Source organism: Lysinibacillus sp. 54212, assembly GCF_036662795.1.
Lineage (GTDB): Bacteria > Bacillota > Bacilli > Bacillales_A > Planococcaceae > Lysinibacillus_B.
Map to the genome: position 1 here is coordinate 1 of NZ_JBAFWZ010000022.1, position 16,535 is coordinate 16,535.

The 16,535-nt window shown below is 39.5% G+C and carries 12 protein-coding genes; 10 read left to right on the forward strand and 2 right to left on the reverse strand.

Annotation, left to right across the window (positions count from 1 at the left end):
• The first annotated feature begins 390 nt into the window (after window positions 1–390).
• From ftsE to V4T18_RS13945, 7 genes are all read left to right on the forward strand, one after another.
• Window positions 391–1,077: a cell division ATP-binding protein FtsE gene (gene ftsE, locus V4T18_RS13915; protein ID WP_332650306.1), complete on the forward strand. Its 687-nt coding sequence runs from the start codon at window positions 391–393 to the stop codon at window positions 1,075–1,077.
• The gene (gene ftsX, locus V4T18_RS13920; RefSeq protein ID WP_332650308.1) at window positions 1,067–1,963 is read left to right on the forward strand and encodes a permease-like cell division protein FtsX; all 897 of its coding nucleotides are present in this window, start codon (window positions 1,067–1,069) and stop codon (window positions 1,961–1,963) included. The genes ftsE and ftsX overlap by 11 nt, the downstream gene beginning before the upstream one ends.
• Window positions 1,964–1,988: 25 nt before the next feature.
• The gene (locus V4T18_RS13925; RefSeq protein WP_332650310.1) at window positions 1,989–3,248 is read left to right on the forward strand and encodes a murein hydrolase activator EnvC family protein; all 1,260 of its coding nucleotides are present in this window, start codon (window positions 1,989–1,991) and stop codon (window positions 3,246–3,248) included.
• A gap of 251 nt (window positions 3,249–3,499) precedes the next feature.
• Window positions 3,500–4,069 (forward strand): TlpA family protein disulfide reductase, encoded by a 570-nt coding sequence (locus V4T18_RS13930; protein WP_332650312.1) that lies wholly within the window; start codon window positions 3,500–3,502, stop codon window positions 4,067–4,069.
• Between the two features lie 79 nt (window positions 4,070–4,148).
• Window positions 4,149–5,582 carry a S41 family peptidase gene (locus tag V4T18_RS13935; RefSeq protein ID WP_332650313.1) on the forward strand — a complete coding sequence of 478 codons (1,434 nt, stop codon included), beginning with the start codon at window positions 4,149–4,151 and terminating at the stop codon, window positions 5,580–5,582.
• A 44-nt stretch (window positions 5,583–5,626) separates the two neighbouring features.
• The gene (locus V4T18_RS13940; RefSeq protein WP_332650314.1) at window positions 5,627–6,829 is read left to right on the forward strand and encodes a PDZ domain-containing protein; all 1,203 of its coding nucleotides are present in this window, start codon (window positions 5,627–5,629) and stop codon (window positions 6,827–6,829) included.
• Window positions 6,830–6,841: 12 nt separating this feature from the next.
• Window positions 6,842–7,066 (forward strand): DUF2198 family protein, encoded by a 225-nt coding sequence (locus V4T18_RS13945; protein WP_332650316.1) that lies wholly within the window; start codon window positions 6,842–6,844, stop codon window positions 7,064–7,066.
• Window positions 7,067–7,331: 265 nt separating this feature from the next.
• Here V4T18_RS13945 and V4T18_RS13950 read toward each other — a convergent pair whose 3' ends face one another.
• On the reverse strand, window positions 7,332–7,640 hold the full coding sequence (locus V4T18_RS13950; RefSeq protein WP_332650317.1) for an AzlD domain-containing protein: 309 nt from the start codon (window positions 7,638–7,640) through the stop codon (window positions 7,332–7,334).
• A 16-nt stretch (window positions 7,641–7,656) separates the two neighbouring features.
• The gene (locus V4T18_RS13955) at window positions 7,657–8,325 is read right to left on the reverse strand and encodes an AzlC family ABC transporter permease (protein WP_442916946.1); all 669 of its coding nucleotides are present in this window, start codon (window positions 8,323–8,325) and stop codon (window positions 7,657–7,659) included.
• A 213-nt stretch (window positions 8,326–8,538) separates the two neighbouring features.
• On the opposite strand from V4T18_RS13955, the gene V4T18_RS13960 reads away from it, so the two are divergent.
• The 3 genes from V4T18_RS13960 to addA all read left to right on the forward strand — a co-directional run bounded on the left by V4T18_RS13960 (window position 8,539) and on the right by addA (window position 16,498).
• Window positions 8,539–9,150 (forward strand): TVP38/TMEM64 family protein, encoded by a 612-nt coding sequence (locus V4T18_RS13960; protein WP_332650321.1) that lies wholly within the window; start codon window positions 8,539–8,541, stop codon window positions 9,148–9,150.
• A gap of 99 nt (window positions 9,151–9,249) precedes the next feature.
• Window positions 9,250–12,789 (forward strand): helicase-exonuclease AddAB subunit AddB, encoded by a 3,540-nt coding sequence (addB, locus tag V4T18_RS13965; RefSeq protein ID WP_332650324.1) that lies wholly within the window; start codon window positions 9,250–9,252, stop codon window positions 12,787–12,789.
• On the forward strand, window positions 12,767–16,498 hold the full coding sequence (gene addA / locus V4T18_RS13970) for a helicase-exonuclease AddAB subunit AddA (RefSeq protein WP_332650325.1): 3,732 nt from the start codon (window positions 12,767–12,769) through the stop codon (window positions 16,496–16,498). Before addB ends, addA begins: the two co-directional genes overlap by 23 nt.
• Window positions 16,499–16,535: the final 37 nt, after the last annotated feature.

Below are 16,535 nucleotides of genomic sequence, written 5' to 3' on the forward strand. Positions count from 1 at the left end.
CTCTTAGTAGCTTAATCTCTTTTTTTAGTTTGTCCTTGACTTGGGTACCACTTTAAGGTTTGCATATTTTCCGCAGCCTGTTTTTTCTTTTTCTGTGGATATCATCACCACAAGTCGGGGTTACTTTCCTGAGGGCGTCCGAGGAGCCTCCTCATTTCTACCGCGGAAATCTAATGATTATTATTCGTTTTAAATAAAATGTCCCTATATATTATTGAATTTATGGTTTATGAAATTGATATAGTTAGCGTTAAAAATAAGTCTTAAGTATGTATTCATAATCAATTTAGAAACAGAATGAAATGAAACTGTAATAAAAATAGTCTTATAAAGTGATATAATTGAATATGTAAAAAATATTAGTCGTAGAATTTAGGTGGTTTCAATAATATGATACAAATGAATAATGTCATCAAAAAGTATCCCAATGGTGTTGTTGCATCAAATGGAATTTCAGTAAATATAAAGCAGGGTGAATTTGTCTATGTGGTTGGTCCTAGTGGTGCTGGGAAATCCACTTTTATTAAATTAATGTATCGTGAAGAAAGACCAACATCAGGTGAGGTACAAATAGCAGGCATTGATTTATCCACGTTAAAAAATGCAAGAGTCCCTCATTTACGTCGTCAACTCGGTGTAGTGTTCCAAGATTTCAAACTACTTCCGCGTTTAACTGTGTATGAAAATGTAGCATTTGCCATGGAGGTAATTGAGGAGCATCCTAAAACGATTCGCAAGCGCGTGATGGAAGTGCTTGAATTAGTTGGTCTTAAGCATAAAGTTAGAATGCTACCAAGTGAGCTTTCAGGTGGAGAGCAACAGCGGGTATCGATAGCCCGTTCTATAGTGAACATGCCGAAAGTATTGATAGCTGATGAACCAACAGGTAATTTAGATCCAGATACTTCGTGGGAAATTATGGACATTTTTGAAGAAATTAATCGACGAGGTACAACTATTGTAATGGCAACACATAATCGAGAAATAGTGAATACGATTCGTAAACGTGTAATTGCAATTGAAGGCGGCATGATTGTTCGTGATGAATATGGAGGTGACTACGGCTATGAAAGCTAGAACACTTAGTCGTCATTTCCGAGAAAGCTTTAAATCTCTTGGGCGAAATAGCTGGATGACAGTTGCTTCAGTTAGTGCCGTTACAGTAACCCTGTTATTGGTCGGTGTATTTGCGATAATTATGATGAACTTAAATAAGGTTGCAAATGATTTAGAAAACGATGTAGAAATCCGAGTATTAATTGATATTATTCAAGATGAGCAGGAGCTGAAATCGGCTGAAGAAAAGCTCATAGCAGAAATTAAAAATATGCCGGATGTATCAGAAGTGGAATATTCGACGAAAGAGCAAGAATTGGATAAACTCGTACAAAATTTTGGAGACGAATTAACCCTATTCGAGCAAAATAATCCATTACACAATGTCTTATATGTGAAAGCAGTAGATCCGCAGCAAACAGCACAAGTCGCAGCAGCAATAGAGAAGCTTGATACTACATACCAAGTGTTATATGGCAAAGGTAAGGTTGAGAATTTATTTGGTGCTTTAAATATAGGGCGTAATATCGGATTAGTATTAATTGTGGGGCTATTATTTACAGCGATGTTCTTAATATCCAATACAATTCGAATTACGATTATTGCTCGTAGAGATGAAATTGAAATTATGAAATTAGTAGGAGCGACAAATTCCTTTGTACGTGTCCCGTTCGTATTAGAGGGGATGTGGATTGGGGTATTAGGCGCCTTAGTACCTATCACAACTGTTTCTATCATTTACTATAATCTTCACAAAAATTTAGCACCGAGAATGCAAGGGGAGCTATTACAGCTGCTAGATGTAACGCCGGTACTATTACAAGTGAATGCTTTACTATTATTGCTAGGTGTAGTTATCGGTATTTGGGGCAGCTTTATGTCGGTCCGAAAATTCCTGAAAATATAAGATGCATTGAAAGGAGCACTACCCATTGAAAAAGAAATTCAAACCTTTTAAATTATTAGCCGTACTAATGGCATTTCTATTAATCGCGCAAGTGCCGGCTGCATATGCGTCCACTTTATCTGATTTAAAAGAAGAAAATAAAATGATTCAAGAAAAAAAGGATGCACTAAAGGGCTCTATTAATGAAAAGAGTACTGAAATAAAAACAATTGAAAACAAGCAGGACAAGTTACTAACACAAATTCAAACGCTTGATAATGAAATTAAAAGTACAAACCAAAAAATGGAGCAGGTAGCTTCAGATATTAATAAAACAAATAATGATATTTCTACTTTGCAAAAGGATATTGAAGCACTTCAGTTTAAAATAGATCAGCGTAATGAGCTTTTAGCAGAGCGTGCACGTGCGATTCAAGCTGGAGGTTCAGTAGACTATTTAGATGTTTTACTTGGCGCAAATAGTTTCGTAGATTTTATTGACCGTTTTTCTGCAGTGAATACATTAATGGATGCAGATCGTCAAATTATGCGTGATCAAAAAGAAGATCAAAAGGAATTAGAAGAACAGAAACTAGAGCTTGAGAAAAAGAAAACGAGCTTAGAAGAAGACAAAAAGAAATTAGAAAAATTAAGTGCAACACTAGATTCTCAAAAGAAAGAGAAAAATAGTTTAATTGATGAACTAGAAGCAGAACAAGAAAAGCTTGCTAGTGAAAAGACGGTATTAGAAGATGAATACTATGCAACACTTGAACTAAGCGAAGATTTAAAAAAGCAAATTCAACAAGAGCAGGAGCGTATTGCTGAAATTGCGCGTCAGCAAGAAGCGAATAAGCCTTCTGGCGGTTCAAATGGTGGGACACCAGTCATTTCAGATGGTACATGGACAAGACCGGCACAAGGTCGTTTTACTTCAGGATATGGCTATCGTAATATCGGTTCTGGAACGAGAATGCATTACGGAATTGACATAGCAAATTCAGTTGGTACACCAGTAGTTGCAGTAGCCGATGGAGTCGTATCAGTAGCTAAGCCACTTTCTACTTTCGGTAATGCAATTATGATTACACATTCAGTAAATGGAAAAATTGTGACATCCGTATACGCACATTTAAATGGATTCTATGTGAAGCCAGGTGATACTGTGTCGAAAGGACAAGTTATTGCACCGATGGGTAATACAGGTCGCTCAACAGGTCCTCACCTTCACTTAGAAATTCATGAGGGTCCTTGGAAGGGCAATGGTGTAAATGCAGTAAATCCTTTACGTTATATTTCGTTATAAGTATTTAACAAAGCTCGCAATTTCGTGAGCTTTGTTTTTTTTTCTGTAAAAAAGGCTGGAGTCAAAAATCACTAAATATTGTATAGAGTGTGTTAACATTTTAGTAATAGGGGGTATGTTTCCCGAGAAGTGCATACATTTTTAAAAGGTTTCAATGGTATATAAAGATATTGAAAGTACGGTAACGTAGCATTATGAATAGTTGTATTCTGTTTGGATAGTACCGTAAATTTATTAAATGGAGGGGTATCATGACCAAGAAAAATATAGGATTATTGATGATTCTAGCACTCGTTGTCATTATGTTAGTGGGCTATATTAAAAAGGAGGCCACGACGAAGGAGGCTATCGTCGACCCCGGATACGAAGTTGAATTAACGGAAAAGCAGGGTGTTGGACAGGGACAGATTGCACCTGATTTTACATTAAAAACTTTGGATGGAGAGTCGGTGACACTATCTGCGCTTAAAGGGAAGAAAGTTATTCTAAATTTTTGGGCATCATGGTGTCCACCGTGTAAAGCGGAAATGCCCCATTTACAATCGTATTATGACCAGTATGCAGAAGAGGATAATGTAGTACTACTAGCAGCGAACGCAACATTTTCTGATAAGGGTGCTGAAAATGTTCAAACATTCGTCAATAGCTACAAGTTAACGTTTCCCATTTTACTTATGGAGGATGAGAGTGTAGTTAATTTATATCAAGTTCTCTCCTTGCCTACAACTTACTTTATAGATACAGAAGGACGTATTCAACGACAATTTATTGGTCCTTTAGACGAAAACGCATTAAAAAATTATGTGCAAGCATTAAACTAACAAAATTCATTGTAATTCGGCTTTTACGAGTATGTTTACCCCCTCCTATTCATAGTTTGAGTAGTAGGAGGTGCACGTTTTGCGTAAAGGTCGAATTTTTTTATTTCTTGTTTTGGGTTCTTTCGCTATCGCGTCATTATTGTTCTTTCGACAGCAAATTGCTTCTAAGCAACCGGATGGGACAAGTGATTTAAAAGTCGTTGAGCAATTATATTCGCTCATTCAGGAGAAGTCTGTTTATGATACGAAAAATGAAGCATTAGTGGAAGGCGCATTACGAGGGATGGCCTCATCCATTAAAGATCCGTATAGTACTTATTATACGAAGTCTGAGGCGGCATTGCATAAGGCATCGTTGGCAGGGGAAAAGGTAGGTATTGGTGTTGAGATTGCCGAAAAGAATGGAAAGTTTATCGTAATTTCACCTGTAAAGTCTTCTCCAGCTGAAAGAGCAGGGATTCGCCCACTTGATGAAATTGTGCAAATTAATGACGTACGTTTAGATGGCAAAACGATGGGAGACGTAATGCAACTAATTCAAGGGAAGGAAGGACAGGAGGTTGCTTTAGTATTATACCGCCCAAGTTTAGAGCGGCACATTAAAGTATCGGTAAAACGAGAAGCGATGAAAAATAAAACTGTAGAAGCATCGGTCTTGAAAGTAGAAGATACGTCAATTGGATATATAACAATCACCTTATTTGCCGAGGATACAGCAGAGCAATGGGTAAATGCGATGTCTCAACTGCTGGGGCAAGATATAAAAGGAGTCATTATAGATGTGCGAGATAATCCAGGGGGCTATTTACATAGTGTCGCAGCGATTATTAGTACAATGGAAAAAAAGCAGAAAACATTTGCTTATATGCAAGATGGCGATGGGGCGATGAATGCTTTAAAAACGGAAAATTTAAAAGGAACAGAAAAGCTACAGGAGGCATTCAGTAAGTTACCAATTGTAGTTATTCAAAATGAAGGAAGTGCATCTGCAAGTGAAGTATTTAGTGGTGCAATACAAAGCTGGGAGAAAGGGACTATAATCGGTACGAAAAGCTTTGGTAAGGGCACTGTACAAGAATCGTGGACATTAACGAATGGGGGGCAATTAAAGCTATCAACAAATAAATGGCTTACACCGAATAAGGAATGGATTCATCAAAAAGGAATTCAACCAGATGTTGAGTCGAAACAACATATTTTATATACTGTGGAGCTTTTGCCGCTCAGTGGTCATTTTGAGGTAGGCGATTTTAGCGAGGAAATTAGTTATACACAAAAAATATTGCATGCACTCGGCTACCATATTGTGAGGCAGGATGGCTATTTTGATGAGAAAACAGCTGATGCCGTGTCGTTATTCCGGGAGCGTCATGATCTATTTGAGGGAACCCATTTAGATGAATTGTTTTTCGAAAAAATGCAGGCAGAGGTGTTATTATACAAAGAGAAAAACGAAAATGATTTACAGCTACAAATGGGCATTAGCTTTATCATGCATGAAGTCCATAGTTAAAACAGTACAAATTTAACTACGCAAAGAACTAGGCTTTTGATACAATGACAGTAATGATATGGACGGCAGGTGGAATTATGGCATGGGATAGTTTAATAGAATTATTACGAGCGTTAGGGAGATTTTTTATAAATCCGTTATTATATATAGCTCTATTTGTAACAATATTTTTAGGCTACCGTCGCGTGAAAAGAGAACGGAAATATTTTAATATTCGTATTTTAAGTGGCTGGTCGGAGTTAAAGGATAGTTTATTGAAAGGATTGCTAATGGCAATCATTCTGTCGATTATAAGTATTGGCGCAGGTTTAGTTGTCCCGGTACAATTTCTATTCATTCTCGTAGTCGTAACTCTTATGGCATTGATTGGATACTCCTATCATTTATTATCACCAATTGTGTTATTCTCGGTAAGCTTTATTGTTTTAGTTGTAGTGAAGGAAGCGGGTTGGACATTTACTGTTTTAGGCATTGAATTCAGTGGGCTTGCCTTACATGATGCTACAGCAATTACGATTTGTTTACTAGCGGGATTAGCACTTGTAGCAGAAGGACTGCTTATTCGGAAACAGGGCGAAAAATACGCATCTCCGATAACGGAGCAGACGAAGCGCGGATTAAAGGCGGTTTCGTATTTAAGTAAGCAACTGTGGGTATTGCCTGTATTTTTTGTTGTACCGGGTGAGGCGATCCAAGCATATTTTCCTTATTGGCCGCAGTTTTCCTTAGGGGCAGAGCATTATTCAGTTGTCTTATTTCCGTTAGTCATAGGTTTCCAACAAATGACGCGTAAAACATTACCACATTATTTTTATGCGAAGCTTGGAAAATCCGTCATGATTGTTGGGCAGCTAGTTATTATTGGTGGGTTAATTTCTTATTTTGAGCCGTTAGTAGGAACGATTACATTGATTGTAGGTGCCGCGATGCGCTTACTCTTGTCCTTACAATATAAATGGCAGCAACGGATGGACACATATGCAGTTGTACCAACGTCTACAGGCGCGATGATTGCAGCAGTATTACCGAATTCACCGGCTGAAAAAATGGGCTTAGTGACTGGAGAAGTGATTAAAAAGGTAAATGGTCGCCATGTATATACGGAGCGTGAATTATATGAGGCACTGCAAATTAATGCTGCACATTGTCGAATTGAAGTGCTCGATCATCAGAATGAGCTTCGACTGACACAGCATGTTGTGCATAGCGATGATCATCACCGAATAGGGTTATTACTAGCGCGTTAAAGGGAGCTTACTATGGATCTAGTAGAAAAATTAATGCTTGCTCTCCTTGTACCTGGGTTGCTTGTCCTGCTATTTACGCGCATTACGTATAATCGCTATGTTGCACTGTGCTTAGCCATTGCAATAATATCGGTAAGCGTTTATGAGGGGTATTCCTCTCCACCGATAATTTTTGCTGCGGATGCAGTGTCCCTAACGATGGGCTTTGCAGCGGCAAGTTGGCTAATGAAAAAATAATCGTAAGGGGCTGTTCAGAAAAGCAAATTTCTGAACAGCCCCTTCTTGTGAAGACTTGTAATCTTATTTAGCGACTGATTTTTACTTGAACTTCAACTTTGGCGAGTAAATTTCAAATTTAGGCGAGTATTTTTAGAAAAATGGCTAGTATTTTCAAAAATTAGGCGAGTATTTCGCCAAAAGTGGCTAGTATTCTCGAAAATCTGGCTAGTAACCGATGAAAGACTGCCTTACATTCATAAAATTCACTAATCTAGCCCCCCTATTAAAATAGTAAGCTATAAAAGGATAATACGACAATTGCCCCAAGGACAACGAAAATGACGTTAGCTCCTGCATAGGCAATACCGAATGCAACGACTGCACCTAGAATACCAAAGAAGTAGTCGCCCTCTTGTACAGAAAGAATGGCCGGAAAAATAAGTGCCCCTAAAATAGCGAATGGAATATTTTTTAAAACGCCTGAAATAAAAGGGGGTAGCTCTACTCCTTGTAAGAAGGTTAATGGAATTGCTCGTGGTAAATACGTAACGAGTGCCATCCCTAAAATCATCCACCAATAGGAAATGCCCATTTCAAACCCTCCTCTATTATGTAGTTATTCTTTTTTTCTTCTCATATCGTAAATAAATAAGCTCTACAAGAAGGGCAGAAGCTAGAGCGGATACGATAATTGCCCATCCAGTGGACAATATTTCAGTCAGATAAAATATGCAGTTTATAGCTGCAGCAATTGCCGCTAAAGCCAATACTTTTCGATTCCCGCGCATGGATGGGACAAGTAAGCCGATAAACATGGCATAGAGCGCAATCGACATAGCCGCCTGCAGAAAGGCTGGTAAGTTTGCGCCAATAGAATGACCGACAGCTGTAAAAATACACCAACTCGAGTAAGCGATGAGATTTACGCCGAAACCAAATGACATGGGGATACGTTCTTCTTTACGAGTCGCTAAAACAGAAAATGTTTCGTCTGTCACCCAAAAAGCAAATAATCCTTTCATCCATTTGGGAGCAGCTTCCGTCTTTTCGTTTAAAGAAGCGGACATAAGGAAATGACGAATATTCAAAATGAACGTATTTAGTACAATTACAAATGGATCTACACCTTTTGAAATAAGTGTCAACGAAACATATTGTGAGGCTCCTGCATAAACAAAAATGCTCATTGCTGTTGCTTCTACTATAGAAAGACCCGTCGTTTTTGCTAGCAGGCCAAAGGTTAAAGCGACAGGGAAATACCCAATTGCAATCGGCATGCCTGCTTTAATACCTGAGAAAAAATCAAGATTTTTCAAGTGATGCATCTCCTTCTAAGGTGTTAATAGTATATAATAATTTTCAGAAATGTTTATTTGAGTATACAATTCGTCAATAAATTAAACAAGGAAATACAAAATAATATATAGTGTTTCACTAGGTATTAGAATATGTGAAACGTTATTACGTTAGATTATAAGGGGTGGTATCGAATGGAAGAATGGCTTACGATTGAAAATTTAGAACGGTTAGAGGCGTATTATCGAACTCTTGGGCCATTTATCGGAATCTTTTTACCATTACTAGAGGCGTTTTTGCCGTTTATACCACTAGTTGTAATTGTTGTTGCAAATGTAAATGCATTTGGTTTGTTTTGGGGGTTTTTATTTTCATGGATAGGAACAGTACTTGGTTCCTATATTGTGTTCCTAATTGTAAGAAAGTATGGACGTCACCCTAGGCTGTACTTTTTCACAAAAAATGCCCGTGTACAAAAGTTTATTAAATGGGTCGATATGAATGGGCTAAGTCCACTATTTGTGCTTTTATGCTTCCCATTTACACCGTCAGTTCTCGTTAATATCGTTGCCGGCCTATCGAATATTCGTAAACATTTTTACTTAGCAGCAATTGTTTTAGGGAAAATGGTCATGATTTTATTGATGAGCTTTGTTGGACATGATCTAACAGCACTTATTAAAAGTCCCATTCGCCTAGCCTTATCAGCCCTAGCAATTATTGCTTTATGGTTTATCGGCAAAGCAGTTGAAGTTCGATTAAATAAAAGAGTAGAGCGGGATTTAAGAAATATTGACAAAAGGTAGCACGGTTCCTACATATTTAGGAGCTGTGTTTATTTATTTATCTACACGAACGTTTATTAGAGTGTAAAATAAAAATAATAGATTAAGAGGGGGATGAATATGGCTTTAAAAATAGTTTCTGGGCGAGCGGGGTCCGGGAAAACAACGAGAATTCATCAAGAAATTATAGAAGATTTAAAAGCAAATCCTCTAGGACCACCAATTTTTATCATTGTACCTGATCAAATGTCGTTTTCAACTGAGTATGATCTTACACATAAATATGATGTGCAGGGGATTATGCGTGCGCAAGTATTACCGTTTAAGCGTTTAGCTTGGTTTATATTACAGGAGACAGGGGGGATTGCAAAGGACAAAATTGATAGCTTTGGATATCGCATGTTAATACGTCGAATATTAGAAGAAAATAAAGAACGATTTGCCCTTTTTCGTCAAGCAGCAGGTAAACGAGGCTTTACACAAGAGGTAGAAGTGCTCTTACGTGAATTTAGCCAATATGATATTACGAGCGAATCAATTACCGGCTTGATTGAACAATTAGAGCAGTCAAATGCATCTAGTACGTTAATTTCAAAAATGAAGGATTTCCAAATTATTTTACGTGAGCTCGAAGCTAAACTTGGAGATAGCTACGTAGATGGAGAGGGCTTTTACCCAATACTCGTAGAGAGGCTAAAAAACTCAGAAAAAATAAAAGAAGCACATATTTATATTGATGGCTTCGTGATGTTTACGAAAAGAGAGTTTGCCATTGTGCAACAATTACTCGCCTTAGCGAAGAGAGTAACTGTTGTGTTACCGTTTGATGAAGTAAGTGCTGCAGCGGAGCCCGAAGCATTATTTCACCGTGCAGCCTTTTCCTATGACAAGCTCATAAACGAAGCATTTGAAAATGGTATAGAGGTAGAGCCACGTACTCACCTCGAACAACAATTCCGTTTCACCAATGAGGATTTAAAGCATGTTGAGCGTAATTTCCACGCACCGATTTTTACGTCTCAGAAAGGAAATGGCTTTGTACAGTTAATTGAAGGAGCGAACCGTAGAGCAGAAATACAAGGTATTGCCCGGGAAATAAAGCGGCTTGTAACTGAAGAGGACTTGCGGTATAGGGACATTGGGATTATGTATCGACAAGCGGATGTCTATGATCCAATCATTTCGACCACCTTTAAACAGTATGGCATTCCATTTTTCTCTAATGAAAAGCGTCCGATGCTACATCATCCGTTAATCGAGCTGACACGATCTGCCCTTGAGTCGATTGTATCAAACTGGCAATATGAGCCGATATTTCGTGGTGTTAAAACAGACTTATTTTTCCCGATTGATGGGAATCGACACAGTATAAGAGAAAAGATTGATAGGCTTGAAAACTTTGTCATCGCAAAGGGAATTGTAGGGAATCGTTGGAAGGATGCTAACAGCTGGATCTATAAACGTTTTCGCACATTAGAAAAGATAACCTCCGTGCAAACCGATGCAGAGCTTGCAATGCAAGATTTATTGTATGAAGCGCGTGATATGATTCGTACACCGTTAGGAATACTGGAGCAGTCGTTAAAGCAAGCAAGGAGTGGACTAGAGATTGCCACTGCTATTTATCAATTTGTAGAAGAGCTACAGGTGTATGAAAAGCTACAGATTTTAAAAGAGCAGGAATTAGAAGCGGCAGCCTTCGAATATGGCAGTGAGCATGATCAAGTATGGAATGGCTGGGTGAACGTGCTCGACCAATTTGTATTAATGTTTGGCGAGCAGGAGATAACGCTTGAAGAAGCAATACAAATACTAGACGAGGGATTTGATTCCTTACAATTTGCAGGCATTCCACCTGCAATAGATGAGGTGACGGTTGCCACTGTAGAGTATTCACGCTTTGATAATATGAAGGTCGTATTTATTATCGGAGTAAATGATGGCGTCTATCCGATGCGTATTGATAAGGAAGGATTACTATCAGATGCTGAGCGTGAGTATTTTGATGAAATTGATTATGAGCTAGCACCAAATACTAAAAGTAAGCTTTTGCAGGAAGCTTTTTTAATGTACCGTGCTATTTCATCACCAACACATCGCTTATATTTGACGTATTCAAGTGCTGATGAGGAAAGTAAAGGTTTACTTCCATCCTTATATATCAACCGTATGAGCAAACTATTTGAGGTGAGCGGTGAAAAAACGCTTCCGCATCACAAAATTTTAATTGATCCGATTGAAGAATTGGATGAGGGCAAGGTGCTGTCATACTTGCGTCAACCGGGTCCGTCTTTAGCGTATTTAACGATGCAGTTAAAGCATGCTGAAATAACACAAGGGCTAGCACCGGAATGGAATGCATTGCAAGCATTTTATGAGCGTGATCCCTATTGGAATGAAATACTTCAAAGGGTAACAAAGCCTCTCTATAAGAAAAATACAGCAGAGGCATTAACAGAAGAAAATACGATTGCCTTATACGGAGATAGCCTTCAAGCAAGTGTTTCTCGAGTAGAGAAGTTTTTCCGATGTCCGTTTTCGCATTTTACTTCGTACGGTCTTCGTTTAGAAGAGCGCGCAGAATATAAGCTTGAAACATTTGCAATGGGCGATTTATTCCACGAGGCGTTACGGACGATACTAACATCGGAAAATGAGCCGCCAACATCGTATAGGGAATGTTTACGACAGGCTAGAGAGACGGTAGAGCCACTTGTCGGTATTTTCTCGTATCGTATTTTAGAAAGCAATGCACGATATACGTACATTAAAGAAAAATTAATTCGTGTTGTTGCTCGTACCCTATTTGCTTTAACACAGCATGCAAAAGTATCGAAGTTTCAGCCGATTGTTCATGAAAAGCCTTTTGGTAAGCGGGATGATAAATCAACAACCGATGAGGAGAATGCATTACCAGGACTAGAAATTGAGCTTGAGGGTAAGCGTAAAATGATCCTGCGCGGACAAATTGACCGAATTGATGCTTATGAAGAGGAGAATCAAGTTTTCCTCAGAGTGGTTGACTATAAATCCTCTAGTCGAGATCTCGATTTAAATGAGATTTATCACGGGCTATCGTTGCAGTTATTAACATATTTAGATGTTGCCTTAAAAAATGCATCGAGTCTATTGCCGAATACAGAAAAAAATATAATCATTGCTCCAGCAGGAATGCTCTATGTGCATGTGCATGATCCATTAATTCGTTTAGAGGAGTATGTTGATGAAAGTGTACGTGAATTGCAACGATTAGAGAATTATCGAATGAATGGGCTTGTAACGAGTGAGTTAGACGTTCTAGAGGCGATGGATACGGAGCTTCTTGAAAATAAAAAATCAAACGTCATTCCTGTTAGTGTTACAAATAAAGGTGCGTTAGGCGCCTATTCTAAAGTAGTGGATGAAAGCTCGATGCCAGCGCTACAGCAATTTGTAATGGAAAAGCATAGGGAAGCAGGAAATGCAATTTTCTCAGGGAAAACATCTATTACGCCTTACGCGTTAAAAAATAAAACAGCCTGTGATTATTGTAGCTTTAAAGCCATTTGTCAGTTTGATCCAAGCGATGGTACGCAGAGCCATCATAAGCTCAATCCACAAAAGCCAGCAGCGATACTAGATAGAGTGAAAAAGGAGTGTGGTCTGCATGATTCCAACTAAACCAGAAAATGCACAATGGACGGATGAACAATGGAAGGCGATTTGGGCATCGGGACAAGATATGCTCGTTGCAGCAGCTGCCGGCTCTGGTAAAACAGCAGTCCTGATCGAGCGTTTAATCCAAAAGGTTTTAGCTCCATCTCATAAGCGAATTGATGTCGATCAATTGTTAGTCGTAACATTTACCAATGCTTCCGCTGCCGAAATGAGAAGTCGAATGGCAGAGGCGCTTGAAAAGGCAATCGCGAAGGACCCATATAATCAGTTTTTACGTCGTCAGCTTAGTCTTGTGAATAAGGCGCAAATTTCTACGTTACATTCTTTTTGTCTAGCCATTTGTCGTCAGTATGCTTATATGATTGATTTGGATCCTGGCTTCCGAATTGCGAGTCAGGATGAGGTGGCCCTGCTTCGAGATGACGTACTAGCCCAGGTTTTAGAGCAAGCGTATGGGGAAAAGGAGCAAACTTTATCACAGCAGGAAGTGTATCTGTTAGTTGATAGCTTTACTTCCGATCGTAGCGATCAAGAAATTGAAAAGCTAATCCAGCAATTATATGAAATGTCTCGTGTACAGCCGGACCCATATGCCTGGCTCCGCACTTTACCGACTGCCTATGATTTACCGGAGAATGCAGTCGTGGATGATTTACCGTTTGTGCAGGATTTAAAGCAATCGATCGAGCATTCCTTAATGGCAGCTCATAACAACCTTACAGAAATGAAGAACCTCGCAACCGCAGATTTTGGGTTAAGTGCCTATGAACCGGTAGCCATTGCTGAAGAGGCGTTTGTTCGCGTGGCAATTGAAAAAATCCAACAGGGAACATGGCAGGATTTATACGACCATATGGGGCAGGCAAACTGGGTGCGTATGCCGACCGTCAAGAAGGCGGACAATCCGGACGAATATGCAAAGGGGAAGGCGAAGGAGAATCGTGATATTGCAAAGGATATTGTAAAGACGATAAAGGAAACATTTTTCGTTCGGAATCCGGAGTTTTTAGTGCAAGAAATTCGTCAGATGAAGCCGATTATCGAAACGCTTGTCAAGCTTACAATTATTTATAGCGAGGCGTTCAAGGCAGCGAAGCTAGAGCGCGGTCTTGTGGACTTTTCCGATTTAGAGCACTATGCACTCGAAATTTTAATGGAGAAAGACGGAGATACCCTTTTGCCATCCGCTGTTGCAAAGGATTTCCAGGAGCGATTTAAAGAAGTACTTGTCGATGAGTACCAGGACGTAAATATGCTACAGGAGACGATTTTACAGCTTGTAAAAAGTGGCGATGAAGCGAATGGCAACTTATTTATGGTTGGTGATGTGAAACAGTCAATCTATGCGTTCCGATTAGCAGAGCCACGACTGTTCCTACGAAAATATAAGGAATTCCAGGAGCACCCGACAAATACAGGGATGAAAATTGATCTAAATGCAAACTTCCGAAGCCGCCAAGAAGTATTAAATAGCACGAACTATGTCTTCGGGCAAGTGATGGATGAAAAGGTCGGCGAAATTAACTATGATAGCAAGGCCGCCCTTAAATTTGGAGCGAGCTATAGTGAAAAGAATGTACCAGTAGAGCTTGTTATTTTAGATGAATCAGGTGCAATGAACGAATCAAATGAGGAAGTATTGGAAACGGAATCCTCAATTGAAGCCGAGGAGCTAGAGGATATGAAACGCTCTCAGCAGGAGGCTCGTTATATTATTAACCGTATTCGTCATATGATTGATAGCGGCTATGAAGTTTATAACCCGAAGGACCAATCTTCTAGGCCGATTCGCTATAAGGATATTGTGATATTAATGCGGTCGATGAAATGGTCTACCGATCTAGCCGAGGAATTTAAGGCTGCTGGGATCCCGTTATATGCCGAATCATCTAAAGGGTATTTTGAGGCAATAGAAGTAATGATCATGCTGAATTTACTTAAAGTGATCGATAATCCGTATCAGGATATTCCGCTAGCTTCTGTGTTAAGAGCCCCGTTTATCGGGTTAACTGAAAATGAGCTTGCAGAAATTCGTCTCGCAAAGCGCAATGTTCCTTACTATGAGGCTTTAAAAACATACTTGCAGGAAGGTGCCGACTCGATACATCCAGAAACTCTGCGAAAGCTACAAAAATTTATGGAGCAGCTAAAGGGATGGCGCGATTTTGCTCGCCGTGGATCTCTAGCAGAGCTTGTATGGGATATTTATTTACAAACAAATTATTATGAGATGGTGGGCGCTATGGTAGGGGGCAAACAACGTCAGGCGAATTTGCGTGCACTTCATGACCGAGCACTTGCCTATGAAAAAACATCCTTCCGAGGGCTTTTCCGATTCCTACGCTTTATTGACCGGATGAAGTCACGTGGGGATGATTTAGGTATTGCGAAATCGATCGGCGAAGGAGATGATGTCGTTCGTTTAGTAACAATTCACTCCTCAAAGGGATTAGAGTTCCCGGTCGTTTTTGTAGCAGGCATGACCCATCAGTTTAACCAACAAGATTTTAAAGGCTCCTATTTATTTGACCAGGATTTCGGGATTGCGGTAAAGGCCATTGATCCGGAGCAGCGGATTATGTATACCTCTCTGCCATATTTAGCAATGAAAGAAAAAAAGATTGCCAAAATGAAAGCGGAAGAAATGCGTATTTTATATGTAGCGATGACACGTGCAAAGGAGAAGCTCATTTTAGTTGGGTCAGTGAAAAATTGGGAGAAGAAAAAGCAAGAGTGGGAATTACTGCAGGACTTACCACCAGATGTGATCTTACCGAATTATTTACGTGCGAATGCTAACAGCTATTTAGATTGGGTAGGACCTGCTGTGGCGCGTCATAACGATTATTTAACACTTTCGATAACAGATGCTGAGCCGGAAGCGGAAGCTTTAAGGGATAGTTTATGGTCTGTTAAGGTGCTAGGGAATGATTCACTTCGAGCAAAAAAAGTAGAGGAAGAGCAAGTGCAGCAGGAAAGTGTTCAGCAACGAGTCAATGAAGAGCTAGTAGCACTATTAACAGAGCGTTTTACAACCCAGTATCCTTACATGCATGCGGTTAAAAAGAAATCAAAAACGTCTGTGTCTGAAATAAAACGTTTCCAAGCAATGCAACAGGAAGAGGAGCCGCTCTATCACGCATTTAGTAAAACGAAATCAACGCTAGCAAAGCGCCCAAGCTTTATTCAGGCGAAGAAACTAACTGGAGCCGAGATTGGTACGGTTGTCCATACTGTTATGCAGCATGTGCCACAGCAAGGGTTTACTAGCTTAGAGGAAGGAAATGCCTTTCTACAAAGCTTAGTTGATCGACAGCTTCTTAAGCGGCAAGAGGCGGAAGTAATCAATATGGAAGATGTATTAGCATTTTTCTCGACATCGATAGGCCAGCGATTCAAAGAAGCCACTCATCTCCTTCGTGAAGTGCCGTTTACACTTAGTCGTAAAGATGCAGAAGGGGACACGCAAATTGTACAAGGAGTTCTTGATTGTTTATTCCAGGATCGTGAAGGAAGCTGGGTGCTACTCGATTATAAAACAGATAAGATTCGACCACCGTATAATAAAGAGCCAGCCCTTTCACAAGAAATGAAGGATCGTTACGGTCTACAGCTTGCCATTTATGATGAAGCAATCCGATCCATTAAACGAATTACAATCGATGAAAAAGTGCTTTATTTATATGACATCGGTGAGGTTGTGACCTTGTAGAAGGGGAAAGAACATCTTAGTTTCTGAAAAAATGTTA

Coding starts and splice junctions, on each gene's coding strand:
- V4T18_RS13960 (WP_332650321.1), top strand. CDS start 8,539: ATGGAAGAATGGCTTACGATTGAAAATTTAGAACGGTTAGAGGCGTAT.
- V4T18_RS13955 (WP_442916946.1), bottom strand. CDS start 8,325: ATGCCGATTGCAATTGGGTATTTCCCTGTCGCTTTAACCTTTGGCCTG.
- ftsX (WP_332650308.1), top strand. CDS start 1,067: ATGAAAGCTAGAACACTTAGTCGTCATTTCCGAGAAAGCTTTAAATCT.
- V4T18_RS13940 (WP_332650314.1), top strand. CDS start 5,627: ATGACAGTAATGATATGGACGGCAGGTGGAATTATGGCATGGGATAGT.
- V4T18_RS13930 (WP_332650312.1), top strand. CDS start 3,500: ATGACCAAGAAAAATATAGGATTATTGATGATTCTAGCACTCGTTGTC.
- addB (WP_332650324.1), top strand. CDS start 9,250: ATGGCTTTAAAAATAGTTTCTGGGCGAGCGGGGTCCGGGAAAACAACG.
- V4T18_RS13950 (WP_332650317.1), bottom strand. CDS start 7,640: ATGGGCATTTCCTATTGGTGGATGATTTTAGGGATGGCACTCGTTACG.
- V4T18_RS13945 (WP_332650316.1), top strand. CDS start 6,842: ATGGATCTAGTAGAAAAATTAATGCTTGCTCTCCTTGTACCTGGGTTG.
- ftsE (WP_332650306.1), top strand. CDS start 391: ATGATACAAATGAATAATGTCATCAAAAAGTATCCCAATGGTGTTGTT.